The sequence below is a fragment of the Actinoplanes sp. NPDC049548 genome, from assembly GCF_040676695.1.
Lineage (GTDB): Bacteria > Actinomycetota > Actinomycetes > Mycobacteriales > Micromonosporaceae > Actinoplanes.
In genome coordinates, this window is record NZ_JBFAPM010000013.1 from 143,177 (window position 1) to 166,617 (window position 23,441).

A 23,441-nucleotide genomic window follows, 5' to 3' on the forward strand; every position below is an offset into this window, starting at 1 on the left:
CGGACGCTAGTGATGGGCGCGCCGGCCGACCAACGGTTTACCTCCGGACCGTCAACCGGGCCACAGGGAACTTGCGGTCCGTCTTCTTCTCGTATTCCAGGGCGTCCGGCCAGTAGTCGCGCCAGATCCCGTAGAGGCGTTCCCACTCCGGCTCTCCGGGGCGGACGACCGTGTGGTCGGCGCTGAGCGTTTCGGCACCCAGCTCGATGGTCACCGGCTCGGTCATGGCTTCCAGGTTGGTGACCCACTGCGGGTCCTCCGGGGCCCCGCCGAGGCTTCCACAGACCACGTAGGAGTCTCCGTCCGGTGCTGCCACGAGAGGATTGACGTACTCCTTGCCGGAGCGGCGCCCGGTGGTGTGCAGCAGCACCAGCGTCTTGCCTTCCCAGTGGCCGCCCATGATGCCGTTCTGTGCACGGAACGTCTCGATCACTGTGTCGTTGAACGATGCCATGCCGGTCTGCCTCCCGCCGAGGGGGAAATCGCCGTCGCGAAGTCTTCATGCTATCGGGAGCAGGAGGGCCCCGGCGGCCAGCGTCGTCGCCGCCAGCGCGGTCAGCAGCAGCACGACGCGGTGTGGTGTTGCGCCGCCGCGGTGTCGTAGGGCGATGGCCAGCGGGCCGATCGGGAACGGACGACGTGACTTCATCTCGGCTCCTCGGGAGTGGGGGACGGCTGCTCGAGCTCGGTGCGTTGCCGCAAGAGCCGGGCCCGGTGGGCGCGAGCCCTGGTCAGAACCCGGCCGGCACAGGCGATCAGCGCGATGCCGACGACCGCGCCGGCGATGGTGACGCCGATCTTTCCCCGGGCGGCCGCGATGACGACGGTGCCGGCCGCCGTGATGCTGCAAGCGACCACGCCGAGCCAGCCGGCTACCACGCGGTCCAGAGCGAAGACCGGCCCCCGCGACCACACCCAGCCGGCCCAGGCCGCCCAGCCGAGGCCGATCATGATGAGCACTGCGAACGCAGCCTGTGTGCGAACCGGCAGTCCGGCGGGTTCGGTCGCCCACAGGGTCGCGACGACGGCGGCGCCCGCTGCACCGGCGAGGCCGGTGCAGGTTTGAGCGATTCGCCGGTGCAGCGACATGCCGCTCAGCAGCCGGTCAAGGTGGTCAGTCATGCGTGTACCCCTTGCGTACGAGCTGATCGCGCATCATGCGACGCGCGCGGTGCAGGCGGGACTTCACCGTTCCGACCGGCACGGCGAGAACCTGGGCGCACTCCTCCAGCGCTAGGTCCTGCAGGTAGAACAACGTCAACACATCCCGTTCGGCCGCCGGCATCGCTGCGAGCCCCTCCGCGACCTGCGCCCGGTCGAGCACGGCGGCGACCTCGTCCGCTGAGCCTGCATCGGTGGACTCGGCCGCTGCGGGCTCCGCGTAGCGGTCGCGCAGGTGGTTGAGGACCGCGCGACGCACGATGGTGAACAGCCACGGCCGGAACCGCTCCGGTTGCTCCAGGCGAGGCAATGCCCGCAGCGCTGCTGCCCACGCCTCCTGGCTCACGTCCTGGGCGGCGCCGGACCTCCCGACCATGCTGCGCACGTACCGCGACACCGGCTCGTGCCATCGGTTGACCAGCTCGTGCAGGGCCGGCCGCTCCCCGAGCTGGGCCCGGACGACGAGCAGCGCATCGGTGCCTGCCTGCATGTCCACCGCATCTTCGGTCACCTCACAACAGTCGCGTCCGCGCGCCATCAGGTTCGCGAACCCGCGCACGGAATGGGCCTGCTTTCCAACCGGCGCGGTGGAGACCTTGAGCGGCAACTGGACCGCGGCCGCATCTCCCGCGCCTTAGGCGTCCCCACAGGCGGTTCATCGGCGCGGATCCCAGGCGAAGGCCCGTACCGCGAGTGGCGCCACCACCAGACTGAGCGCTGCGACCACCGTGATCGCCCCGAGCACCCCCGATCCGCCTTCCCACGCCGCTCGGGTCAACTGGGTCACCGACACCCCCGGCACGGCGAGCATGGCCCACGAGACGTCGTCCGCAGGCGTGCGCACAGCCCAGAAGCCCCCGCCGAGGAAGGCGATCGCAATCGGCGAGGTCGTGAGCTGAGCCAGCTCCGGGGCGGGCGTCACCACGGCCGTCACGACCGCCAGGACGCAGCCGGCCGCCGTACCGGTGACGGCCGCCGCCACGAGCAGCCAGGGCCGGGAGGGACCACGCCCGGCCGCGACCAGAATGCCCATGAGTACCGCCGTCTGCACGAGCGTGAGCGCCGCCAATGGCAGCAGCACCGCACCCAGGATCGTCGCGTCCCGGGCTCCCGACATTCGCAGGCGCTTGAGGACGAACTGCTGGCGCCGGGCAGCCAGGGTCGTGGTGCCACCCGTGTACGCGGTGAAGGTCACCAGCGTCACCAGCAGGAGCCCGGCCGCACCGCCCCAGCCGGCCCGGCCGGTGTCCTGCTCGGCCCAGACGATCAGCATGCCGACCGCGGCCGGCAGCAGGCCGGCCATCACGATCGCGAAGGGACTGCGCGCCAGGAGCCGGAACTCGGCGCCGGCCAAGGCCCTCATCGGACGACCTCCTCGACGCGGTCGGCGTGCGCGGACGCTTCGTCGAGCAGATGGGTGGAGAGCAGGACCGCCGTCCCTTCGTGGCGCCGGTGCCGGAGCAGGTCCCAGACCAGCTCCCGGGACTCCGGGTCCAGGCCCGTCGTCGGCTCGTCCAGCACCAGCAGGCGGGGCTTTCCGATGAGGGCGACCGCCAGGTCCAGGCGGCGCCGCTCACCGCCGGAGAGCTGCCGCACCCGTACGTGTGACCGGTGCCGCAGATTCAGCTCGGCCAACGGGTCGTGGTCCCTGGAGTGCTGCCGCTGCAAGCGCTGCCACATCCGTACGGTCTCGGCCACGGTGAGGTCCGGGGCACAGCCGCTCTCCTGGAACACCGCCCCGACGGCGTGGGCGAGCCGGCGCCGCTCGCGGAAAGGCTCGCGGCCCAGGACGCGTACCGTCCCTGAGGCGGGCCGCCGCAGGCCGAGCAGAATCTCGAGCAGGGTCGTCTTCCCGGCTCCGTTCGCCCCGGCGAGAGCCACGAGCTCGCCGGGCCGCACCTCGAGGTCCACGCCCTGCAAGGCGTCGTAGGGACCGTATGAGAAGCTCACGTCGCGGCAGGCCACCGTTGTCGTCATGAGCCGAGTCTCGGGCTCGGGATGCCCTGGCCAGAAGTGGGAAAGCTCAGCACCTTTCATGACAGATGTCATCTCGGCAAACCCCGGGCCAGGCAGCATGATGGTGGCGTGAACGCGCCCCCCGACGGACTTCCCCTGCTGCGCCGCCTGACGTGGTGGACGCTTATCGGCTGCCTTCTCGCGGTCGGGGTCGTCGTGGTCGCGGACGCCCAGACGCTGCCGTCGTTCGCGGCGGTGACGTCATTCGCCGCGACCGCGCTGGCCCTCACGGTGGCGGGTGTGCTCTTCGCCCGCCCGGTTCCCCACGCCATGCTGGCCGTGGGCGCGCTCGCCGGCGCCGTATTGGTTGCCCTGGGCCGCGCGCACGATGTGGGCGGCTTCCCCTGGGTGCTTCCGCTGGGCTGTGTCACCGCGGCGGCCTGGCCGACCTGGTCCCGGCCGACCGTGCCCGTCGCCGGCTCCGCCCTCGCGTTCCTGGCGGCACTGGCCGGGTCGGGCGGTTCCGTGATCGAAGCATGCGTCGACGCGGCCACCACGGCCCTGTGCGCCGGCGGACTCTACGCGCAGATCTGGGTCCTGCATGTCGCCGAACGGCTCGAGCGGGCTCGCCACCTCGAACGGGCCGCCGCGGTGGCGGAGGAGAGACTGCGGTTCGCGTCAGACCTGCACGACATCCAGGGCCACAGCCTGCACGTGATCGCGCTGAAGAGCGAGTTGGCCGGGCACCTCGTCGCCGACGACCCGGTCCGTGCCGCCGCGGAGCTTCGCGAGGTTCAGGCCCTGGCGCGGCGGGCCCTGGGGGAGACCGAGGAGGTCGTCAACGGCTACCGGAAGGTCACCCTGGACAGGGAGATCGCCAACGCGGCCCGGGTGCTGCGCTCGGCAGGGATCGAGGTTTCCGTCACCGCGCAGCCAGACGGCATCAAGGAGCCGGCGCGGGACCTGTTCGGCCTGGTGGTCCGCGAGTGCACCACCAATGTGCTGCGGCACAGCGAAGCGACGCGCTGCGAGATCAGCGTCTCCGGCAACGACGCCCGCGCCGAACTGCGGTTCGCCAACGACCGTCCGCTCAGCCCGGCACCCGGACCCGCGGGCGGTCTGACCGGACTCACCGACCGGCTCGCGGCCGTGGGCGGCACCCTGGACTACTCCGGTACGCCCGGCGGCTTCACCGTGCACGCCACCGTTCCGGTGAGCGCATGATCCGGCTCGTGCTCGCGGACGACGAGGACCTGATTCGCGGGGCCCTCGCGGCGCTGCTCGGCCTCGAGCCCGACCTCGAGGTCGCCGGCGAGGCGGCCGACAGCCAGGCCGCGGTGAGCGTCGTCCTGCGGGAGCGCCCGGACATCGCCGTCCTCGACCTCGAGATGCCCCCCGGCGACGGCCTGACCGCGGCGACCGAGATCCGCAGCCGGCTCGGCATCCCGATCGTCCTGGTGACGCGGCACGCCCGCCCCGCGATCCTGCGCCGGGCGCTGGAGGCGGGCATCGCCGGCTTCGTGCCCAAGACGACGCCGGCGGCGCAGCTCGCGGAGATCATCCGTACGGTCCACGGCGGGCGCCGCTACGTCGATCCGACGATCGCGGCGAGCGCGATGACCGAGAACCCGTGCCCGCTCACCGACCGGGAGCTCGAGGTCCTGCGCCACGCCCGGACCGGTGCCACGGTGGCGGCGATCGCCGCGACGGTGCACCTCGCCCCGGGGACCGTGCGCAACTACCTGTCGAACGCCATGGCCAAGCTGGACGCGGCGACTCGCCACGCCGCCGCGCATCACGCCTGGGAGCAGGGATGGATCTGAGGGAGACGGGGGTGGTTCCGGCACGAGCTGGGTAAGCAGGTGAGCACGCACCCAGTTCACAGGGAGATCAGACACATGTTGTTCGCACTGCTCCGCCGCTACGTCGTGATGGCCGTCGCGATCCCGCTCGCCGCCGCGGGCGCCCGCAAACTGAGCGATGCCGTGGAGGCGCGGCGTGGGCCGAGCCGCGGCACCCGGCTGCTGCGCCGCGGCGCCGACACGCTGCAAGGCCACTTCGGCCGGCAGAAGAAGCGCCGCCGGTTCGCCTTCGGCCGCTGACGGCGGCAGCTGCAAGCCGCAGCGGGCAGCCAGCCCGCCGCGGCCGCACGGGCACCGCGGCAGCACGGGCGTCGCGCCCGGGCGGCCCACGGGAGGACCGGTTCCCGGGCGGCCTCCGAGGCTCCTCGCGATGGGGCGGAATAGGTGGCCGGTCGGTTCCACGGTCGGCCGGCTTCGGTGGCTGGTCAACCTTGCGACGCATCCTCGCGAGCAGGCTGCAACGATCAGCTGTCCCGCGCGGTCTCCCCGCTCTCGACCCGCGCAATCAGCGCCTTCAACCGCCCGATCTCCTCCGCGAGTGCCTGCTGACCGGCGGCTGTCAGGGTGATCCAGGTTCGTCCGCGCCGGCCCGCATACCCCTTCTCCACCTCGATCAGGCCCGCGGACTCCAACACCCCGAGATGCTGGGACAGATTCCCGGCGGTCAGCTGCAGCTGCGTCCGCAGATACCCGAACTCGACCCGTCGCGCCTCGTGGGTGATCGTGAGGACGCCCAGCCGAACCCGCTGGTGGACCACGTCGTCCAGCCCGGTGACCGGATGGGCCGGCGACTCAGGGACATCGGCCTCCGCGGTCATCGGACCCGCCGGTGGGCCATCGCAAACCAGGCCGCGCCCAGCAGCAGCACGATGCCGTTGACGAGCTGGGGGACCAGGAAGCTCGAGAGGTACCCGAACGGCGGAACCCAGGCGGCGTCGAGCGGCATCAGCACCACCGCCAGATATCCGAGGGTGAAGACCAGCAGCGCGACGTGCCGCTCCAGCCACGCCAGTACCAGCAGTGCGACGCCGATCGTGCCGGCCGGGGCCACGAGGCCGTCGATCACCATCATCCAGGTCGGCAAGGGGTTCACCGGGACCGGGTGGCTGCGCCAGTACAGGGTGGCGAACAGCCAGGCTGCGGCGGACAGGACGGCCAGGGCGACGCCGGTCAGCACGTATGGCAGGACCCGGGCGCCCAGCCCTCGCGCCCGGGCGGCCCGTACCGCGTAGCCCGCGATCGCCGTGTATGCCAGCAGCAGCGCCGGCAGCCAGTAGTACGCCCGGTTCAGGCGCCGGATGTGGCAGGGGCCGTCCGCGCCCCCGCAGTCGGCGTCGAGGGACAGCCAGTCGATCGGGATCGCGACCAGTGTCACTGCGGCCAGGAGGAGCAGGGCGAACCAGGTCACCCGGCGGTCGAGCCGGACGCGGTGGGCGAGGGCGCGTATGTCCGTCAGCAGCCGACGGGGATCGTCGCCGGCCGGTAGCGCGTTTGCTGTCATGCCAATAGGTTTCCATAACAAACCAGTTGGCGCTAGTGGGTTGGTGGGTCCAAGGGGCGGCGCGTTAGGGACAACGGCCCACGGGTACACCCGCGGCGCATCAATGTCGTGGGAGGAGCACCGGAGTGTCGGTCATGCGGACCAAGCCCATCGAGGACGTCGTCGCTCAGGGTGGTGACGACGAGGGCGGCGGGCCGCGGCTGCGCCGGCGGCTCGGGCCGCTCGACCTGATGGGGTTCGGGATCGGCATCGTCATCGGTACGGGCATCTTCACGCTGACCGGGATCGAGGCGCGCGACCACGCCGGCCCCGCGGTCATCGTCTCGTTCGTGCTGGCGGGCGTCGCCAGCCTGCTCGCCGCGCTGTGCTACGCGGAGCTCGCGTCCAGCGTCCCCACCGCGGGCAGCGCCTACACGTACGCGTACGCCACCATGGGTGAGATCATCGCCTGGATCATCGGCTGGGACCTGGTGCTGGAGTTCGCCCTCGGTGCGGCCGTCGTGGCGCGCGGGTGGTCCGGCTACCTCGCCGAGCTGCTGCATCTGCCGGGTTCGATGTTCGGCGAGAGCAGCACCGTCAACCTCGGCGCCGTGCTCATCACCCTGGTGCTCGGCGGTGTCGCCACGGTGGGGATCCGGCAGTCGTCGCGGGTCACCAACGTCCTCGTGGTCGTCAAGGTCGCCATCTGTGTCTTCGTCGTCGTCGCCGGGGCGTTCTTCGTCACGGCGGCCAACCTGACGCCCTTCGTGCCGCCCGCTCGGCCGGCCGGTGAGGGGGAGTCGGGGCTGACGCGGCCGCTGTCGCAGGTCCTGTTCGGGCTCGAGCCGTCCGCGTTCGGTATCGCCGGGGTGCTGACCGCCGCCGCCGTCGTCTTCTTCGCGTACACCGGGTTCGAGGCGGTGGCCAATCTCGGCGAGGAGACGCGCCGGCCGAAGCGGGACCTGCCGCTGGGGCTGTTCGGCACGCTGGCGATCTCCGCGCTGCTGTACGTGCTGGTGTCCTTCGTGATCGTCGGCATGGTGGACTACCGGCAGATCGACCCGGGCGCGCCCATCGCCTCCGCCTTCTCGTCGGTCGGGGCCGGGTGGGCCTCCGCGCTGGTGTCGATCGCCGCCGTCGCCGGGCTGACCAGCGTCATCCTGGTCGACATCGTGGCCATCGGGCGGATCGGCTTCGCGATGTCCCGCGACGGCCTGCTGCCGCCGGCGGCCGGGGCGGTGCATCCGCGATGGGGTACGCCGTACCGCACCACCGTCGTGGTCACGGTCGGTGTGGCCCTGCTCGCCGGGTTCGTGCCGCTGTCGTCCCTGGCCAACCTGGTCAGCATCGGGACGCTGTTCGCGTTCGTGATCGTGTCTGCGGCCGTACCGATTCTGCGGCGCACGAAGCCGGGCCTGGAGCGACCGTTCCGGGCGCCGTTCTCGCCGGTCGTGCCGGTGTTGTCGGCGCTTGCCTGCCTCTATCTGATGACGAACCTGTCGGTGGAGACCTGGCTGCGTTTCCTCGCCTGGATGGTGCTCGGCCTCGTCGTCTACGTCGGGTACGGGCGGCGCCGCAGCCACGTGCGATGAGCAGCCCTCAGGCGTCCGGGTCCGTCCGGGAAGCCGCCGGCGACGACAGGTCGGTGAAGGGGGTGGCCGATGAGGACAGGTCCGTGGGGGAGGCCGGCGCCGACAGGTCGATGCGCCAGCTCTGCACGCCCGTACTGTCCACAAGCTCCACGTGGCTGATCGCGACGGTGCGCCGAGGGCCGCCGCCGCCGGCGGGGACGCCGTCCTGCCGGGTGGCGACGGTGACCTCGTCCCAGACCGGCGGGGCCAGGCCGGCGCCGCGCTCGCACGGCGTGTCCCATTCCCGGGGCAGCTCGGCCAGGGCCGCTCGCAGCGACTCGCGGGCCGGCTCGTCGCCGCGGGTTGCGGGGTCGAGCGGGCACACGTACGCCGCCAGCGCCGCGGCGAGGTCCGGGTGTTCCCGCAGCTCCTGCGCGCAGGCCGGCACGGTGGCGATCCGGTAGACGGGTGCGTCCTCGTGGCAGAGGATCACGAGGCGGCCCAGGAAGCCGGGGCGGGGCAGGCCTGCCAGGTGCAGGGGTTCCGCGGCGACCGGGAGGCCTTGGCCTCGCAGGTCGCCGGTGAGCGCCTCGCGCGGACCCTGGTCGCGGGGGTCGGCGAGCAGGTCGGCGATCGCCTGCCGGACGTCCTGCCGTTCGAGGGCAGCGCCGAGGCCGGCCGGCGTGGTTCCGGCGCGGGCGACGAAGCGGTTGACCGTCACGTGGCGTGGTGACCGCGGGCCGGGAACGCCGGCGACGCCGATGCGGCGGTCCACCGCGGCGAGCAGGCCCGCGCGGCGGCCGTCGGGGTCGAGGTCGGCGGACTCCCAGCCGTCGCCGAGCGGGAGGTCGGCCGCGGCGGGTCCGAAGGGGTCACCTGCCAGCGTGACCCGGGGCGTGATCACGCAGGGGCCGCCGGGCGCGGCGACCAGCTCGGCGCTGATGTCCGCGAGGGGGCGGATCAGGGAGCGGACGATCTGCTCGCGGACCGCCGGCAGCTCCCGGTCGGTCACGGCGGCGAGGAAGAACGGCCAGAGCAGGAAGGGCACCGGCTCGCCCGTGACGACGCGTCGCCATTCCGCGTCGGCCTCCTGCAGAGCGCCTGCGGTGGCGGCCTCCGGGGAGATCTCCTCCGAGCGCCAGAACTCGTCGGTCGTCTCACCGGTGGCGCGGTCGGTGACCGTGCGATGCAGGAGGAGCCAGCCGGCCGCGCTGCCGTGCGGCACCCACACGAACCGCGTCGTGACCATGGTGGACCCGTCGCCCCGGCTCATCCGGCCTCCTCGGGGAGTCGCTCATCGAAGCAACTTAGCGCCGTGGGGCGGCCCCGTCACCGTACGCAAGACTGTTGATCTTCTCCGGCGGATCAATGGCCGCGATCTCTCGGGAGAGAGCGTTCTCTCGTTCTAGGGTGGAAACGCCGGAACTTCCGCAGGACCCGGGAGGACAGATGCGCATCAGCGACGTACTGCGCGACAAGGGTGACCGAGTCGTGACCGTGACCCCCCAGCTCACCGTCCAGGAACTGCTCAGCACGCTCGCCGAGCATCGCATCGGTGCCGCCGTCGTGTCCGCCGACGGCGTCTCCGTCGAGGGCATCGTCAGTGAGCGCGACATCGTCCGCAGCCTCGCCGAGCACGGTGCCGCCGTGCTGACCCGGCCGGTCTCGGCCATCCACACCACCCGGGTGCGCACGATCGGCCCCGAGGCCGACGTGGCGGAGGTGGAACGGCTCATGACCGAGCACCGCTTCCGGCACGTCCCGGTCATGGCCGACGGCCGGCTGGCGGGGATCGTGAGCATCGGGGACGTGGTGAAGAAGCGCATCACCGAGCTGGAGGTCGAGCGGACCGCGCTCAGCGGCTACATCACCGGCGAGCGCGCCTGAGCGTGGACGAGACCGATCTGAAGCATCTGCGCCGCTGCGTCGAGCTGGCCGCGCAGGCCCTCGCGGCCGGTGACGACCCGTTCGGCTCGGTCCTCGTCGGCGCGGACGGCTCCGTGCTGTTCGAGGACCACAACCACGAGTCGTCGGGCGATCCCACCCGGCATCAGGAGTTCGAGATCGCTCGATGGGCGGCCCAGCACCTCGATCCGGCCGAGCGCGCCGCGGCGACGGTCTACACCTCCGGGGAGCACTGCCCGATGTGCGCCGCGGCCCACGGGTGGGCCGGTCTGGGCCGCATCGTGTACGCGACCTCGTCCGCCCAGCTCACCGAGTGGCGCCGGGAGCTGGGCCGGCCGCCGGGGCCGGTGCTGCCGCTGGCCGTGCGGGACGTGGTGCCCGGTGCGGTGGTGGACGGTCCGGCGCCCGAGCTGGCGGAGGAGGTCCGCCGGCTGCACGCCGCCAACGCGCAGTGACGCCCGGCGAGACCCGCGAGGGCCACGCCGGGCGGCGTACCCGTGCTCAGGAGTGGTCGTCGGCGGTCTTGCCGCCCGGGCCGTACGGTGACGCCTGGCCCTCGGGGACCGGCCGGCCCGCGGACGTGTCGTGGCTGCCGTGCGGCGCCTCGACCGGCGACGCGTCCTCCGTACGCTGCTTGCTGGTCGGCGATTCCTCGCTGCGCCGCATCTCCGGTTGCTGGACGTTCGTCATGGTTTCTCCCTTCGGCGCGACCCGGGTACCCGCTACCGCGCCGGATATGTCAGCGATCGCACTCGTTAGCCCCGCGGCGAAACGGGTAGCCGCGTGGCGGAGCAGCCGAGTCTGAGGAGGACGCCATGGGCGACGAGACGCGCAGCACCGGGCAGCCCGCGGAGCGAGGCGCCGCCGAGGAGGGCTACGGCGTGCCGGTGACGCAGACAGAGGTCGACGCCGACCGCCGGCCGCCGTCGGTCGGTGACAGCGACACGGTCACCGAGGACGACGGTTCCGGCAGCGCGGGGGGCTCGTCGGGCGGCAGCGGCGGTGGCTCGTCGATGCCGGGTCACCCGGACGCGGCCCGGTAGCGTCCCGGCGGAGGCGGCGTTTGCCCGGATGCCCGGCGGGTAGACGGCCCGCCGTGACCAGCGAGATCCACTCCTTCCTCAACGCCCACCGCGACCAGCTCGCCGAGGAGCTCCTCGGATGGCTGCGGCTGCCGTCGGTCGGCGGCATGCCCGAGCATGTCGCCGACGTCAACCGCTCCGCGCACTGGCTCGCGGGCGCCCTGCGCGGGATCGGCTTCCCGACCGTCGAGATCTGGCCCGCCGGGGACGCCCCGGCGGTGTACGCCGAGTGGTGCGCCGCCCCCGGCGCCCCGACGGTCCTGATCTACAGCCACCACGACGTGCGGGCCGCGAAGGACGAGCAGTGGGAGGAGACGGCGCCGTTCGAGCCGGTCGTGCGGGACGGCTACGTCTACGGGCGCGGCGCCTCGGACGCCAAGGGGCAGGTCGTCGCGCACCTCTGGGGACTGCGCGCCCACCTCGCGGCCACCGGACGCGACGCGCCCGCGGTGAACGTCAAGATCCTTGTCGAGGGTGAGGAGGAGACGGGCTCCGCGCACCTGGAGGGCCTGCTCGAGGAGCACCGCCCGCAGGCCGACCTGATCGTCTTCTCCGACACGTTGCTGTGGCGCCGCGACCATCCGGCCGTCTGCCTGAGCATGCGCGGCACCATGCTGGGCGAGCTCGAGGTCTACGGCCCGAACCGGGACGTGCACAGCGGCGCGGTGTCCGGCCCGGCGCCGAATCCCGTGATCGAGCTGGCGAACCTGATCGCCGAGCTGCACGACGACAAGGGCCGGGTCACCCTGCCGGGGTTCTACGACGCGGTCGTGGAGCCCTCCGAGCAGACCCGGGCGGAGCTCGCCGCGCTGCCGTACAGCGACGAGGACTGGCTTTCCCGCTCCGACACCCGCAGCATCGGCGGCGAGGAGGGCTTCACCGTGCTGGAACGGCTGTGGGCCCGGCCGTCGGTCGAGGTGCTGACCGTCGCCGCCGGTGACCCGGTGGGTCCGTCGCGTGCCGCGGTCCCGGCCGTCGCCACGGCGTCGCTGAGCATCCGTACGGTGCCGGACCAGACGATCCCGGAGGTCGCCGAGCAGCTGCGCCGCCACATCGAGGCCACGATCAGCGACACCTTCGAGTACAAGCTCACCATGACCGTGGATGGCGGGCAGGAGCCGTACCGGACGCCGCGTGACCTCCCCGCGGTGGAGATCCTCGCCGCCGCCATGGAGGACGGGTTCGGCGTGCCCGCCGGGCGGATGGGCAACGCCGGCGGCGGGCCCGCCGACCTGCTGGTGCGCATGGTCGGCGCGCCCCTGCTGTTCTTCGGCACGGGCCTGCCCGAGGACCGCTGGCACGACAGCGACGAACGCGCCGGCCTGGACGTTCTCATCGCCGGCGCCGCCACGATGGCCTCCTTCTGGGAGCGGCTCTCCCACTCCCGGGTGACTTCCGAAGTGCCGGACTACGGCGAAAACGGCACGGTTGCCGGAGGTACGCCGCGGGTAGCCGACCAGCCGTGACGGACTTCAAGGACGCAGGTACGCCCGCTGCCACCCGCGTCGTCTGCGCTGACAGCCTCGGCGCCGGCCTGCTGGAGGCCACGGCACGGGCGGTGGCCGGGCACGACTGCCGGGACATGAACCGGGTGCCGATCCTCGGGCAGCGGCCCACCGTCCGTGAGGACGTACGCCAGGACGCGCTCGCGTACGACGCGGCCGAGGAGGCGCTGCCGGTGGGGCTGGCGGCCCGGCTCGACGCCGACGCGGTCGCCTCGTGGATCACCGCGCAGTACCCGGCGGACGCGTACCCGGGGGTGCTGCTGGGCTCGGGGCATGGTGCCGTCACGCACCTCGCCGCCGCGCTCGGGGCGCCGTGGCTGCCCGACGGCTTCACCGTCACGGTGCCGTGGCCCGGCGGGGCGGTCGGGGACTGGGAGACCGCGATGGACTGGGGTTCGGTCGTGGCCGACTCCATCGTCGCCGCCAACCCCGACGTCTCGGTTCGCCAGGTGCACGACCCGGTGCAGCGCGGCAGCCTCTGCGGCACCACCATCACGCTGCATGTGCGCTGGCGACGGCTGCCGGCGGCGTACCGAAGCTTCCTGCGCTCCCGGCTCGAGCCGGGAGCGCACGCGCTGATGGTCCGCGACGTGCGCACCTGGCCGGTGCTCGAGCTCGCCCCCGGGCACAGCTTCCAGCTGGGCAGCCCGGTCAGCGGCTGGGAGCCGGACGACTACACGCTGGACAATCCCGCCCTGCGCCGCACGCTCGCCGCCCTGGACGAGGTGCGGTGGGCCGCGCCGTACCCGGACGTGCCGCGGGCCGTCGCCGAGGTGGCGGGCGACCCGGACTTCGCCACCGACCTGCGCCGGTGCGCGACCACGCCGTCGCGGATCCGCTACGCGCGGCCTTGGGCGCTGAGTGCGTTCGTGGCCGGGCTCTACCGGCGCTGGCTGGCGGCCGAGCGTGGCGGCGGCGAGCACTGCGTCATCAGCTCCGGCACGCTGCTGGACCCGTGGCTGACGCTGACGGCCGGGCTGGTGCCGTACTGGCTGGAGTCCTCGGCCCGGCCGTCGGTGGAGGCGGCCGAGTGGTGGCTGGCGGGGAGCGCGGGCTTCGACACGGTGACCGTGCTGCCGCAGCCGCCCGGGTCACGGTCCGAGGCGTACGCGCCGGGCGCGCAGTGGCGGTCGCTGGCAGCCTTCGCGCGCCTGCGCCCGCACGTCGACTCGCTGGCGATGAGCCACTATCCCCTGGTGCCGCTGCCGGCCGCCCATGCGTCCGCGGTGCTGTCCACCGCGTCGCCGCTGGGTGCCGTGCCGCCGCCCCGGCTGACGGCCGGCGAGGTGCTGGCCGCGCTCAGCAGCACCGGCGCGGCGCTGGGGCTGCTGGTCAGCTGAGGTCCCGCTGCTTCCCGGGCGCCGCGCCACGACCGGGCATAGGTTGGCGGTATGGAATATCGCCAGCTCGGCCGGTCCGGCCTCAGAGTCTCCGTCCTCACCATGGGCACCATGACGTTCGGCGGCAAGGGGAACTTCGCCGCCGTCGGCGCCACCGGCGTCGACGAGGCGCGGCGCCAGGTGGACCAGTGCCTCGACGCCGGGATCAACCTCATCGACACCGCCGACGTCTACTCCGAGGGGATGTCCGAGGAGATCGTCGGCGAGGTGCTCGAGGGCCGCCGCGACGACGTGCTCGTCGCGACGAAGGTCCGCATGCCGATGGGCCCGGGGCCCAACGACGCCGGTCTGTCCCGGCAGCACGTCGTCGCCGGGTGCGAGGCGAGCCTGCGCCGGCTGCGGACCGACCACATCGACCTCTACCAGGTGCACGAGTGGGACGGCCAGACCCCGCTCGAGGAGACGCTGGAGGCCCTCGACCTGCTCGTGCGGCAGGGCAAGGTGCGCTACGTCGGCGCCTCCAACTACGCGGCCTGGCAGTTGATGAAGGCGCTCGGCACGGCGGAGCGCATCGGCGCGCCCCGCTTCGTGAGCCAGCAGATCTACTACTCGCTGCAGGCGCGCGACGCCGAGTACGAGCTCATCCCCGCCGCCGTCGACCAGGGGCTCGGTGTCCTGGTCTGGAGCCCGCTCGCCGGCGGGCTGCTCTCCGGCAAGTACCGGCGCGGTCAGCGGCCGCCGGCCGGGTCGCGGCAGCTCACCGACTGGAACGAGCCTCCCGTGCACGACCAGGAGCGGCTCTACGACACCGTGGAGGTCCTGGTCTCCATCGGGCAGGACCGGGGGGTGTCCGCGGCGCAGGTCGCGCTGGCCTACCTGCTCGGCCGGCCGGCGGTCACCTCGCTCGTGATCGGGGCGCGCAACGCCGAGCAGCTCGCGGACAACCTGGCCGCGGCCGAGCTTCGGCTGAGCGACGAGGAACGCGCGCGGCTGGACGAGGCGAGTGCCGCGCCGTTGCTGTACCCGTACTGGCATCAGGCCAAGACCGCCCGCGACCGGCTCTCGCCGGCCGACCTGACCTTGCTCGGCCCTCACCTCTGACGACGCCAAACGCCGGCGCAAATGGTCGGCAATGGAAGATCGATGGCCGTCGAAAATGGCAATGCGAATGTGTTTCGCCACCGGAGACGGTCATCGATCGAAAGGTCTGGATCACGAGCGGTGACGCGCCGGTAATCGTCCGGAAAGGACGCGGTTCAAGGAAAATGGCCATCGCCATTGACCGTTCGTACGATGCGCGCGGTACGTTCGTCGACATCGGATGATCCACGCGTATCCCCTGGTACGAAGCTCGGCGAACCGGCCATACCGGCAATGATCACCCCATGTCCGATCCCGCGGCAATTGCCGTGGGCTATCCGCTAATGCGGCGGTCGATGTGACGCAACTGTTTCCTGGGGCCGTCCATCGAGGAAAAGATTCCCCGAACGCTGTAAAAAAGACGTCAGTCGGCTTGGATATGCGACGCGCTTTTCCGCTATGGTTTGCCGCGCTGGGCTCCGAATGGGACCCGCCATATCGCGAAAGGCAACGTCCTTGGCCGCCGCCGTCATGATCCTGGTCTCCCTGGTGCTCGCGGCCTTCGCCGCGGTCACTCTCTGGTGGACGATGCACGCCTGGCGCACGCCGGAAACGCTGGCGTCCACCCGCTTCGCCGCACCCGACGGCGAACACGAGCTGACGTTCTCGCTGCTTGTGCCGGCACGCCACGAGCAGGCTGTGCTCGAGCACACGGTCGCCCGCCTGCTCGAGTCCACCCACAGTGGCTTCGAGATCATCGTGATCGTCGGGCACGACGACCCCGAGACCGCCGAGGTCGCGCACCGGGTCGCCGCGAGCGCGCCCGGCCGCATCCTGGTGGTGACCGACCACAGTGAGCAGAAGAACAAGCCACGCGCCCTCAACGCGGCCCTGCCGTACTGCCGAGGCGACGTCGTCGGGGTCTTCGACGCCGAGGACCAGGTCGACCCGCTGCTGCTCGAGCACGTCGACCACGCGTTCCGGGCCACCGGCGCCGACGTGGTCCAGGGCGGCGTCCAGCTGATCAACTTCCACTCCAGCTGGTACAGCCTGCACAACTGCCTCGAGTACTTCTTCTGGTTCCGCAGCCGGCTGCACCTGCACGCCGGCAAGGGGTTCATCCCGCTGGGCGGCAACACCGTCTTCGTCCGCACCGAGGTGCTGCGTGAGGCGAACGGGTGGGACGGCACATGCCTCGCCGAGGACTGCGACCTGGGCGTGCGGCTCAGCAGCCGCGGCAAGAAGGTCGTGGTCGCGTACGACTCCTCCGTGGTGACCCGGGAGGAGACGCCGCACTCCGTGACCGCCCTGCTCAAGCAGCGGACCCGGTGGAACCAGGGCTTCCTGCAGGTCTACCGCAAGGGGGAGTGGCGCAAGCTGCCCGGCTTCGGCCAGCGGATGCTCGCCCGCTACACCCTCACCGGCCCGTTCCTGCAGGCCTTCTCCGCCGTGGTGATCCCGGTCGGCATCGCGATCGCGGTCTGGGCGCAGCTGCCGGTCTTCGTCGCGCTGCTCACCTTCGTGCCGGTCGTGCCGATGGCGGCCAACCTCGTCTTCCAGACGGTCGGGCTGCGCGACTTCGGCAAGCAGTACGGCCTGCGCATCCGGTGGCACCACTACGCCCGCCTCATCCTCGGCGCTTTCCCCTACGCGCTGGTCCTGTCCGTCGCGGCGCTGCGCGCGGTCTGGCGCGAGTACACCGGCAAGCGCAACTGGGAGCTGACCGCCCACGTCGGCGCCCACCTCCAGACCACCCCGGCGAAGAGCGAGGTCGCGGCGTGACCACTATCGACCTCCTGAAGCCCAGGACACCGGCACCGGCGGAGGCGCCTGCGCCCGTACCGTCGAAGCGGGCCGCCTTCACGCCGCAGCGTGCGACGCGGACGGACCGGTATCTCGCGGGTGGCCTCGCGGCAGTGGTCCTGGTCCTGCTGGCGTGGAACATCACCGGCTTCCCGATGGCCTCCGACGACGAAGGGACCTACCTCGCGCAGGCGTGGGCGGTCCAGCACGGGCGGGGCCTCGCGCACTACACCTACTGGTACGACCACCCGCCGCTCGCCTGGGTGCAGCTCGCCGGACTCTCGTGGATCCCCGCCCTGCTCGCCCCGAAGCTGCTGGCTGTGGCGGGCGGCCGGCTCGCGATGCTGCCGATCGAGGCCGCGGCCCTGCTGCTGGTGTACGTCATCTGCCGGCGGCTCGGCTTCACCCGGTGGGCCTCCGCGCTGGCGCTGCTCGCGTTCGGACTGTCCCCGCTGTCGCTGACCATGAACCGGCAGATCTACCTCGACAGCTTCGCCGTGACGTGGATGCTCGGGGCGCTGGCCCTGGCGCTGTCGCCGCGCAAGCACCTGTGGCACTACGCCGCCGCCGGAGCGGCCGCCGCGGTCTCCGTACTGTCCAAGGAGACCATGGTCATCACGATGCCCGCCGTGCTGGTCGCGATGTGGCAGAACGCCGCCCGGTCCTCCACCCGGCCCTGGGCGTTCGGCGCCTTCACCAGCGGCCTGGTCCTGGTCGGCGTCTTCTACCCGCTGTACGCGATGCTGCGCGGCGAGCTGTTCCCCGGCGAGGGACACGTCTCGCTGATCGGCGCGTGGCAGTTCCAGCTGCTGAACCGCTCGGGATCCGGCAGTGCCTTCGACTCCAGCTCCGGCTCGGGGGCGCTGATCGGCTCCTGGTTGTACTACGACGCGGTCATCCTGCTCGCCGGTCTGGCGGCCACCGCCGTGGCCCTCTTCGTGCGGCGGCTGCGCTCGCCGGCGCTCGCCGCCCTGATCCTGGCCGTGGTCGCGCTGCGGCCCGGCGGCTACCTGCCCGCCATGTACGTCGTGCAGATCCTGCCGTTCTTCGCCATCGTCATCGCGGGTGTCGTCGAGACGGGCGTGCTCAAGCTGCGGCCGCGCGAGCACTGGTGGCGGTTCGCCGTCCTCGGTGCCGCAGTCGTCGTCGCCCTCGCCGTCGTCCTGCCGCGCTGGTACGTCGGCGACCGGCGGGCACTGGTCACCGACGACAACGCTCCATACCAGTCCGCGGCGACCTATCTGCGCGACGAGCTGCCGGATCACGCCCGCACCACCATCGTTCTGGACGACGTGCTGTGGCTCGACGCGGTGAACGCCGGCTACGAACCGGAGCACGTCATCTGGTTCTACAAGCTCGATCTGGACACGGCGGTGGCGGCCCGGCTGCCCGCCGGGTGGCGCGACGTGGACTACATCGTCTCCAGCCCGGCTCTGCGCCAGGACACCAGCACCCTGCCGACAGTCGCCAAGCTGCTCACCAACTCCACGGTGGTCGCCTCGTTCGGGCCCGCGTCGGGGCCGATCGAGATCCGCCGGGTCGACAAGGAGAAGCCATGACCCTCGAGATGACCCGTCCCGCCCGGCTCATGCTGGCCGGTGAGCTCGGTGAGCTCCAGGTGCCGGCCACGCTGCGGCAGACCGTGGTGATCCCGACGTTCAACGAGCGCGAGAACATCGCCGCCCTGCTGGAGCGCCTCGTCGCGGTGCTCCCGGCGGACGAGACGGAGCTGGTCTTCGTCGACGACAGCACCGACGACACCCCGGAGGTCATCCGCGCCGCCGCGGCGACCTGCCCGATCCCGATCACCGTGCACCACCGCGAGCACGGCACCGGCGGGCTCGGCGGCGCGGTCGTCGAGGGCATGCGGCTGGCGCGCGGCGCGTGGGTCGTGGTGATGGACGCCGACCTGCAGCACCCGCCGGAGATCGTGCCAGACCTCATCGCGGCCGGCATGCGCGACGGGGCGGACCTCGTCGTCGGCACCCGGTACGCCGGCGGCGGCCGCACCGACGGGCTCGCCGACGGCTACCGGCGGTTCGTCTCCGGCGGCTCCACGCTGCTCACCAAGCTCGTCTTCCGCAACTCGCTGCTGCGCGTCAGCGACCCGATGAGCGGCCTGTTCGCGGTCCGTACCAGCTCCCTCGAGGTGGACGAGCTGCGACCGCTGGGCTTCAAGGTGCTGCTCGAGCTGGTCGTGCGCAACCGGCCGGGGCGCATCGTCGAGGTGCCGTACACGTTCCAGCAGCGCCACGCCGGGGAGTCGAAGTCGACGGTCGCCGAGGGTGTCCGCTTCCTCAAGCACCTGGCCATCCTGCGGTTCGGGGCGCAGCGGACCCGGATGCTGGCCTTCGGGCTCATCGGCGTCTCCGGCCTCATCCCGAACCAGCTCGCGCTCTGGCTGCTCGCGCACGTCATCGGCGTGCACTACGTGCCGGCGGCGATAGCGGCCAACATGATCGCCGTCGGCTGGAACTTCGCGCTCACCGACACCCTGCTCTACCGCAACCGCCGGCACCGCAGTCTGGCCGGCCGGCTCGCGCGGTTCTTCGTCATGGGCAACGCCGACCTGCTGCTGCGGATCCCGTTGCTGGCGCTGCTCGTCGACGGCCTGCACGTCGGCGTCCTGATCGCCAACCTCGTCACGCTCGTCGCCTCGTTCGTCGTGCGCTTTCTCATCCTCGACAGGGTCATCTACCTCGCGGAGGCGAAGGCATGAGCCGGACCAGACCGTTGCCGCTGTTCAGCCGCAAGGACCGGGTACGCATCGCGCAGGTGCTGGTTCTCGCCCTGGTGCTCGCGCTGCTGGTGCCCGGGCGCTCGTCGGCGGCCGCCAACCTGCTGAGCAACGGCGGCCTCGAGAGTGTCGACGCGACCAGCTTCCCGGTGTGCTGGGAGAAGTCCGGCTGGGGCGACAGCGCGCACACCTTCGAGGTGACGCACACCGCGCCGCACAGCGGACGCAACGCCATGAAGATCACGGTCAGCGCCATCAGCAGCGGTGACCGCAAGGCCATGATGCTGGAGAACCCGTCCTGCGCCCCGAACGTGACGCCGGGACACCAGTACGACGCCTCGGTCTGGTACAAGACGACCACCGCGAACACCGTCATGACCGTGTTCCGCCACGATGTCGCCCAGGGCTGGGTGTACTGGACCGACCTGGCGACGCTGCCCGTCACGAGCGCGTGGACGCAGAAGACCGTCCGTACGCCCGCGGTCCCGCCGAACACCGACCAGATCGTCTGGGGCGTCACCATCTACGGCGTCGGCACCCTGCAGACCGACGACTACGCGCTGACCGACGCCACCCAGGCCGCCCCCGGCACCTCCTGCAGCGCCGGCGCGGCGTGCACCGCCGGGGCGTGGCAGGTCATGCCGTTCGACTCCCCGGTCCGCGGCATCCATGCGGTGGTGCTCAAGAACGGTGACGTCCTGCTGGTGGCCGGCTCCGGCAACGACCCGGACGCCTTCGCCTCGGGCACCTTCAAGACGGCGGTCTACCGCCCGTCCACCGGCACGTTCACGAACGTGGCGACGCCGGCCGACCTGTTCTGCGCCGGGCACGTCCAGCTCTCCGACGGCCGGGTGCTCATCATGGGCGGCAACAAGGACTACCCGGCCGCCGACGGCAGTCACGGGTACAAGGGCCTGAAGGACTCGTACATCTTCGACCCGGACACGAACGCGTACCAGAAGGTCAACGACATGTCGGCCGGCAGCTGGTACCCGTCGGCGACGGTGATGGGCAACGGTGACGTCATCGCGCTGGGCGGGCTCGGCGAGGACTCCTCCGGCACCGTCGCCACCCAGTACTTCAACGCCGCGCAGCAGCGGTGGCTGGGCATCGGCGAGGCGAACCAGACCTGGAGCTTCTGGGGCCTGTACCCGTCGATGATCCTCATGCAGGACGGCCGGCTCTTCTACTCCGGCAGCCACGTCTTCGGCAACGGCCTGCCCGGAAGCGGCGCCTCCATCTACCACTACGGCACCGGTGCGATCACCCCGGTCATCGGGCTGCAGCGCAAGGACGAGCGCGACCAGTCGATGAGCGTGCTGCTGCCCCCGGCCCAGGACCAGCGGGTGCTGACCCTCGGCGGCGGCAACATCGACAGCAACCCCGACGCCAGCCGGCTCACCGACCTCATCGACCTCAAGCAGGCCAACCCGGTCTACCAGCCGGGCCCGCTGCTGCCGACCGGCAAGCTCACCGGCGGGGTCCCGCAGACCGCCACCCAGGGCAAGATGTACGTGTCCGCGGTGCTCCTGCCGGACGGCAAGGTCTTCGAGACCGGCGGCGGCCTGCACAACCGCGCCGACCCGGTGTACGAGGCGTCCATGTTCGACCCGGTGACCAACAAGTTCACCGCGGGCATGGCCACCGACCCGGTGCCGCGTACCTACCACTCGTCGGCGTTCCTGCTGCCCGACGGGCGGGTCATGGCGGTCGGGAACAACCCCGGCGACGGCTCGTTCGACATGCGGATCTCGGTGTACTCGCCGCCGTACCTGTTCAAGGGCGGCCGGCCGCAGATCCTCACGGTCGCGACCAGGCAGTGGGCGTACGGCAGCACCAACCAGATCACCGTGGACGGGCCCATCACCCGCGCCGCGCTGATCCGGCCGGAGGCCGTCACCCACTCCAGCGACCCCAACCAGCGGTACGTCGACCTGCCGATGTCGGTGTCCGGCACCACCGTCGGCCTCAACCTGACGAGCAATCCCAACCTGGCCCCGCCCGGCTGGTACATGCTCTTCGTGACCGGCGCCAACGGCGTGCCGTCGGTGGCTCAGTGGGTGCACGTCGGATGAGCCGCCTCAAGCTGATCCTCGGCGTCCTGGGCGGGCTCGGCGTGCTGGTCGTCGTCGGCGGCCTGGCGGTCGCCGCGCTGGCCGGCCCGGACTCCGCGGCGCCTCGCACGATGGTGGCGGGGGCGCCGCGGCCCAGCGACAGCACCTGGCCGCTGAACGCCCCGCCGCTCGCACCGTCCGCCCCCGCGGGGACCTCGATGTCCCCGGCCGCCCCGGCCGCCACCGGGGCGGCCGGGGCCGGCACGCCGGAGGCGCCGCGGGACGGGGGAGCGGCACCCTTCGTCCAGGACTTCGCCCGGCAGCCCGGAGTCAAGCCGTTGCCCCGGAAACCCTCACCGAAGGCGAAGCTCAGCATGCCGGCGTTCGCCGACGGCTGCGATCACGCGTACGGCGACCGCAACCAGTGCATCCCGCTGGTGTTCCCGCCGGGTACGACGGACAAGTGCGCCTGGCTGGCGGAGCACGGCTTCAAGGACGTCGCGGTCGTCGGCAGGGACCGGCAGAGGCTCGACCCCGACGGCGACCGGATCGCCTGCAACTCCTAGGAGCCGGAGACGGAGAACCGGTCGACGATGGCGCTGAGGCTGCGTGCCGTCTCGCGCAGCGTGCCGGCCATCTGGCGGGTCTGGGACGCGCCGGTCGCGGTGCTGCCTGCCGCCTCCGTGACGTCGCTGACGTCGGCCACGATCGCGTCGCAGTGGCCGGCGGTGCCCCGCACCCCCGCCCCGATCTCCCGGGACGTGGCGCTCTGTTCCTCGACCGCGCCGGCGATGGTGCTCTGCAGCTCGCTGACCCGGCCGATGAACTCGCCGATCTCGCTGATCGCCTCGGCCGCGGCGGCGCTGTCGGTGCCGATGGCGGCGATCCGGGCGCTGATGTCCTCGGTGGCCGTAGCGGTCTGCAGAGCCAGGTCCTTGACCTCGCCGGCGACGATGGCGAATCCCTTGCCCTGCTCGCCGGCCCGGGCCGCCTCGATCGTGGCGTTGAGCGCCAGCAGGTTGGTCTGCTGGGCGATCGCGGTGATCGCGCGGACCACGTCCTGGATGGCCGCGGTGCTGGCGCCGAGCCGGGCCACCGTCTGGTTGGCCTCGGTGGCCGTCCGCACGCCCTGCGCGGCGACCTCGGCGGCCGTGGCCGAGCTGCGGGCGATCTCGGCGATGCTGGCCTCGACCTGCTCGGCGCCGGCGGCGATGGACGCGACGCTGGCGGTGGCCCGGGCGGCGGACTCGGCCATGGCCGAGGCGCGGCCGGAGGCCTGGGCGGCGTCACCGTCGAGGTCGGTGCTGACCGTGCCGAGGCGGTCGGCCGACTCGACGAGCTCGGCGGCGTTGGTCCGCAGCGCGCCGATGGACTCGCCGAGCAGCTCGGTCAGCTCGTTCAGCGACCGGGCGGTCTGCGCCACCTCGTCGCGGCCGGCGACCTGGATGCTGCCGCGCAGGTCGCCCTCGACCAGGCGCGCCATGAAGGAGCGGATCTGCTGGAACGGCAGCGTGATCGCCCGGGCCGCCCACAGGACGACCAGGAAGCAGAATACGACGTTGCCCACCCCGAGCAGGGCCATCCGCGTCACGAACCCGGACGGCGCCGGTCCCTCGTAGAGCAGGGCCGCTCCGAGGGTGAGGAAGAACGAGGCGTTGGCGCTCAGCGCGATCGCCAAAAAGATCATGAGGGCCCGGATGCTCGGGAACATCCGGAACGGGTTGAAGCGCTCCACGCAAGATCCGTCGGCCGCAACGGGCCGAAGTTGAGCCCGAAGGCGCTACAAGATGGCAACGAGATGTTCATCGTTGATCTGGAACGTCCCTCTTTATCGGTCTCGAGCACTTTGGCATACTTCTGCGGGAGCCGGTCATGCGGAGCGGCACATCCGCATCCCGGCTCCTC

The 23,441-nt window shown here is 71.9% G+C and carries 26 protein-coding genes; 15 read left to right on the forward strand and 11 right to left on the reverse strand.

Annotated elements, in window-relative coordinates; translation table 11 throughout:
• Positions 1-37 precede the first annotated feature (37 nt).
• From AB0J80_RS24910 to AB0J80_RS24935, 6 genes are all read right to left on the reverse strand, one after another.
• On the reverse strand, positions 38-454 hold the full coding sequence (locus AB0J80_RS24910) for a nitroreductase/quinone reductase family protein (RefSeq protein ID WP_364709177.1): 417 nt from the start codon (positions 452-454) through the stop codon (positions 38-40).
• 45 nt (positions 455-499) lie between these two features.
• On the reverse strand, positions 500-649 hold the full coding sequence (locus AB0J80_RS24915) for a hypothetical protein (RefSeq protein ID WP_364709180.1): 150 nt from the start codon (positions 647-649) through the stop codon (positions 500-502).
• On the reverse strand, positions 646-1,122 hold the full coding sequence (locus tag AB0J80_RS24920) for a hypothetical protein (RefSeq protein WP_364709181.1): 477 nt from the start codon (positions 1,120-1,122) through the stop codon (positions 646-648). Before AB0J80_RS24920 ends, AB0J80_RS24915 begins: the two co-directional genes overlap by 4 nt.
• The gene (locus AB0J80_RS24925) at positions 1,115-1,672 is read right to left on the reverse strand and encodes a sigma-70 family RNA polymerase sigma factor (RefSeq protein ID WP_364709184.1); all 558 of its coding nucleotides are present in this window, start codon (positions 1,670-1,672) and stop codon (positions 1,115-1,117) included. Before AB0J80_RS24925 ends, AB0J80_RS24920 begins: the two co-directional genes overlap by 8 nt.
• Before the next feature lie 144 nt (positions 1,673-1,816).
• On the reverse strand, positions 1,817-2,524 hold the full coding sequence (locus AB0J80_RS24930; RefSeq protein WP_364709186.1) for an ABC transporter permease: 708 nt from the start codon (positions 2,522-2,524) through the stop codon (positions 1,817-1,819).
• On the reverse strand, positions 2,521-3,138 hold the full coding sequence (locus tag AB0J80_RS24935; RefSeq protein WP_364709189.1) for an ABC transporter ATP-binding protein: 618 nt from the start codon (positions 3,136-3,138) through the stop codon (positions 2,521-2,523). Before AB0J80_RS24935 ends, AB0J80_RS24930 begins: the two co-directional genes overlap by 4 nt.
• Before the next feature lie 108 nt (positions 3,139-3,246).
• Between AB0J80_RS24935 and AB0J80_RS24940 the strand changes: the two genes are divergently transcribed.
• The 3 genes from AB0J80_RS24940 (at position 3,247) to AB0J80_RS24950 (ending at position 5,219) form a co-directional block, all read left to right on the forward strand.
• On the forward strand, positions 3,247-4,341 hold the full coding sequence (locus AB0J80_RS24940) for a histidine kinase (protein WP_364709192.1): 1,095 nt from the start codon (positions 3,247-3,249) through the stop codon (positions 4,339-4,341).
• Complete coding sequence (locus AB0J80_RS24945; protein WP_364709195.1) at positions 4,338-4,940, forward strand: response regulator transcription factor; 603 nt, start codon at positions 4,338-4,340, stop codon at positions 4,938-4,940. Before AB0J80_RS24940 ends, AB0J80_RS24945 begins: the two co-directional genes overlap by 4 nt.
• A gap of 75 nt (positions 4,941-5,015) precedes the next feature.
• Entirely contained in the window at positions 5,016-5,219 is a 204-nt protein-coding gene (locus AB0J80_RS24950; RefSeq protein WP_364709198.1) for a hypothetical protein, read from the forward strand.
• 224 nt (positions 5,220-5,443) lie between these two features.
• On the opposite strand, the gene AB0J80_RS24955 is transcribed toward AB0J80_RS24950, so the two are convergent.
• Together AB0J80_RS24955 and AB0J80_RS24960 are read right to left on the reverse strand one after the other, a co-directional pair.
• Positions 5,444-5,797 carry a transcriptional regulator gene (locus AB0J80_RS24955; RefSeq protein ID WP_364709200.1) on the reverse strand — a complete coding sequence of 118 codons (354 nt, stop codon included), beginning with the start codon at positions 5,795-5,797 and terminating at the stop codon, positions 5,444-5,446.
• A complete protein-coding gene (locus tag AB0J80_RS24960) occupies positions 5,794-6,480 on the reverse strand; it encodes a hypothetical protein (RefSeq protein WP_364709203.1) in 687 nt (228 codons plus the stop codon). Before AB0J80_RS24960 ends, AB0J80_RS24955 begins: the two co-directional genes overlap by 4 nt.
• Positions 6,481-6,614: 134 nt before the next feature.
• Between AB0J80_RS24960 and AB0J80_RS24965 the strand changes: the two genes are divergently transcribed.
• The gene (locus AB0J80_RS24965) at positions 6,615-8,051 is read left to right on the forward strand and encodes an amino acid permease (RefSeq protein WP_364709206.1); all 1,437 of its coding nucleotides are present in this window, start codon (positions 6,615-6,617) and stop codon (positions 8,049-8,051) included.
• 7 nt (positions 8,052-8,058) lie between these two features.
• Here AB0J80_RS24965 and AB0J80_RS24970 read toward each other — a convergent pair whose 3' ends face one another.
• Complete coding sequence (locus AB0J80_RS24970) at positions 8,059-9,303, reverse strand: hypothetical protein (protein ID WP_364709209.1); 1,245 nt, start codon at positions 9,301-9,303, stop codon at positions 8,059-8,061.
• A 176-nt stretch (positions 9,304-9,479) separates the two neighbouring features.
• On the opposite strand from AB0J80_RS24970, the gene AB0J80_RS24975 reads away from it, so the two are divergent.
• Entirely contained in the window at positions 9,480-9,917 is a 438-nt protein-coding gene (locus AB0J80_RS24975) for a CBS domain-containing protein (protein WP_364709211.1), read from the forward strand.
• Between the two features lie 2 nt (positions 9,918-9,919).
• Entirely contained in the window at positions 9,920-10,390 is a 471-nt protein-coding gene (locus AB0J80_RS24980) for a nucleoside deaminase (RefSeq protein ID WP_364709214.1), read from the forward strand.
• A gap of 46 nt (positions 10,391-10,436) precedes the next feature.
• Here AB0J80_RS24980 and AB0J80_RS24985 read toward each other — a convergent pair whose 3' ends face one another.
• Positions 10,437-10,625 (reverse strand): hypothetical protein, encoded by a 189-nt coding sequence (locus AB0J80_RS24985; RefSeq protein ID WP_364709216.1) that lies wholly within the window; start codon positions 10,623-10,625, stop codon positions 10,437-10,439.
• A gap of 125 nt (positions 10,626-10,750) precedes the next feature.
• On the opposite strand from AB0J80_RS24985, the gene AB0J80_RS24990 reads away from it, so the two are divergent.
• From AB0J80_RS24990 to AB0J80_RS25030, 9 genes are all read left to right on the forward strand, one after another.
• The gene (locus tag AB0J80_RS24990; protein WP_364709218.1) at positions 10,751-10,978 is read left to right on the forward strand and encodes a preprotein translocase YidC; all 228 of its coding nucleotides are present in this window, start codon (positions 10,751-10,753) and stop codon (positions 10,976-10,978) included.
• Between the two features lie 53 nt (positions 10,979-11,031).
• Positions 11,032-12,483: a M20/M25/M40 family metallo-hydrolase gene (locus tag AB0J80_RS24995; protein ID WP_364709221.1), complete on the forward strand. Its 1,452-nt coding sequence runs from the start codon at positions 11,032-11,034 to the stop codon at positions 12,481-12,483.
• Positions 12,480-13,862 carry a hypothetical protein gene (locus AB0J80_RS25000; protein ID WP_364709223.1) on the forward strand — a complete coding sequence of 461 codons (1,383 nt, stop codon included), beginning with the start codon at positions 12,480-12,482 and terminating at the stop codon, positions 13,860-13,862. Before AB0J80_RS24995 ends, AB0J80_RS25000 begins: the two co-directional genes overlap by 4 nt.
• A 51-nt stretch (positions 13,863-13,913) precedes the next feature.
• A complete protein-coding gene (locus AB0J80_RS25005; protein ID WP_364709226.1) occupies positions 13,914-14,963 on the forward strand; it encodes an aldo/keto reductase in 1,050 nt (349 codons plus the stop codon).
• A gap of 495 nt (positions 14,964-15,458) precedes the next feature.
• Positions 15,459-16,724, forward strand: coding sequence for a glycosyltransferase (locus AB0J80_RS25010; protein ID WP_364709228.1), 1,266 nt, complete (start codon positions 15,459-15,461; stop codon positions 16,722-16,724).
• Positions 16,721-18,304, forward strand: coding sequence for a phospholipid carrier-dependent glycosyltransferase (locus AB0J80_RS25015; RefSeq protein ID WP_364709230.1), 1,584 nt, complete (start codon positions 16,721-16,723; stop codon positions 18,302-18,304). The genes AB0J80_RS25010 and AB0J80_RS25015 overlap by 4 nt, the downstream gene beginning before the upstream one ends.
• Entirely contained in the window at positions 18,301-19,464 is a 1,164-nt protein-coding gene (locus AB0J80_RS25020) for a glycosyltransferase family 2 protein (protein ID WP_364709233.1), read from the forward strand. The genes AB0J80_RS25015 and AB0J80_RS25020 overlap by 4 nt, the downstream gene beginning before the upstream one ends.
• Entirely contained in the window at positions 19,461-21,557 is a 2,097-nt protein-coding gene (locus tag AB0J80_RS25025; protein WP_364709235.1) for a galactose oxidase early set domain-containing protein, read from the forward strand. The genes AB0J80_RS25020 and AB0J80_RS25025 overlap by 4 nt, the downstream gene beginning before the upstream one ends.
• Entirely contained in the window at positions 21,554-22,102 is a 549-nt protein-coding gene (locus AB0J80_RS25030) for a hypothetical protein (protein ID WP_364709237.1), read from the forward strand. The genes AB0J80_RS25025 and AB0J80_RS25030 overlap by 4 nt, the downstream gene beginning before the upstream one ends.
• On the opposite strand, the gene AB0J80_RS25035 is transcribed toward AB0J80_RS25030, so the two are convergent.
• On the reverse strand, positions 22,099-23,271 hold the full coding sequence (locus AB0J80_RS25035) for a methyl-accepting chemotaxis protein (RefSeq protein ID WP_364709239.1): 1,173 nt from the start codon (positions 23,269-23,271) through the stop codon (positions 22,099-22,101). The genes AB0J80_RS25030 and AB0J80_RS25035 overlap by 4 nt on opposite strands.
• Positions 23,272-23,441: the final 170 nt, after the last annotated feature.

Bases quoted from the DNA above. Each gene is read 5' to 3' on its own strand.
- AB0J80_RS24910 (WP_364709177.1), bottom strand. From the start codon at position 454: ATGGCATCGTTCAACGACACAGTGATCGAGACGTTCCGTGCACAGAAC.
- AB0J80_RS24915 (WP_364709180.1), bottom strand. From the start codon at position 649: ATGAAGTCACGTCGTCCGTTCCCGATCGGCCCGCTGGCCATCGCCCTA.
- AB0J80_RS24920 (WP_364709181.1), bottom strand. From the start codon at position 1,122: ATGACTGACCACCTTGACCGGCTGCTGAGCGGCATGTCGCTGCACCGG.
- AB0J80_RS24930 (WP_364709186.1), bottom strand. From the start codon at position 2,524: ATGAGGGCCTTGGCCGGCGCCGAGTTCCGGCTCCTGGCGCGCAGTCCC.
- AB0J80_RS24935 (WP_364709189.1), bottom strand. From the start codon at position 3,138: ATGACGACAACGGTGGCCTGCCGCGACGTGAGCTTCTCATACGGTCCC.
- AB0J80_RS24945 (WP_364709195.1), top strand. From the start codon at position 4,338: ATGATCCGGCTCGTGCTCGCGGACGACGAGGACCTGATTCGCGGGGCC.
- AB0J80_RS24950 (WP_364709198.1), top strand. From the start codon at position 5,016: ATGTTGTTCGCACTGCTCCGCCGCTACGTCGTGATGGCCGTCGCGATC.
- AB0J80_RS24955 (WP_364709200.1), bottom strand. From the start codon at position 5,797: ATGACCGCGGAGGCCGATGTCCCTGAGTCGCCGGCCCATCCGGTCACC.
- AB0J80_RS24960 (WP_364709203.1), bottom strand. From the start codon at position 6,480: ATGACAGCAAACGCGCTACCGGCCGGCGACGATCCCCGTCGGCTGCTG.
- AB0J80_RS24965 (WP_364709206.1), top strand. From the start codon at position 6,615: ATGCGGACCAAGCCCATCGAGGACGTCGTCGCTCAGGGTGGTGACGAC.
- AB0J80_RS24970 (WP_364709209.1), bottom strand. From the start codon at position 9,303: ATGAGCCGGGGCGACGGGTCCACCATGGTCACGACGCGGTTCGTGTGG.
- AB0J80_RS24975 (WP_364709211.1), top strand. From the start codon at position 9,480: ATGCGCATCAGCGACGTACTGCGCGACAAGGGTGACCGAGTCGTGACC.
- AB0J80_RS24985 (WP_364709216.1), bottom strand. From the start codon at position 10,625: ATGACGAACGTCCAGCAACCGGAGATGCGGCGCAGCGAGGAATCGCCG.
- AB0J80_RS24990 (WP_364709218.1), top strand. From the start codon at position 10,751: ATGGGCGACGAGACGCGCAGCACCGGGCAGCCCGCGGAGCGAGGCGCC.
- AB0J80_RS25005 (WP_364709226.1), top strand. From the start codon at position 13,914: ATGGAATATCGCCAGCTCGGCCGGTCCGGCCTCAGAGTCTCCGTCCTC.
- AB0J80_RS25020 (WP_364709233.1), top strand. From the start codon at position 18,301: ATGACCCTCGAGATGACCCGTCCCGCCCGGCTCATGCTGGCCGGTGAG.
- AB0J80_RS25025 (WP_364709235.1), top strand. From the start codon at position 19,461: ATGAGCCGGACCAGACCGTTGCCGCTGTTCAGCCGCAAGGACCGGGTA.
- AB0J80_RS25030 (WP_364709237.1), top strand. From the start codon at position 21,554: ATGAGCCGCCTCAAGCTGATCCTCGGCGTCCTGGGCGGGCTCGGCGTG.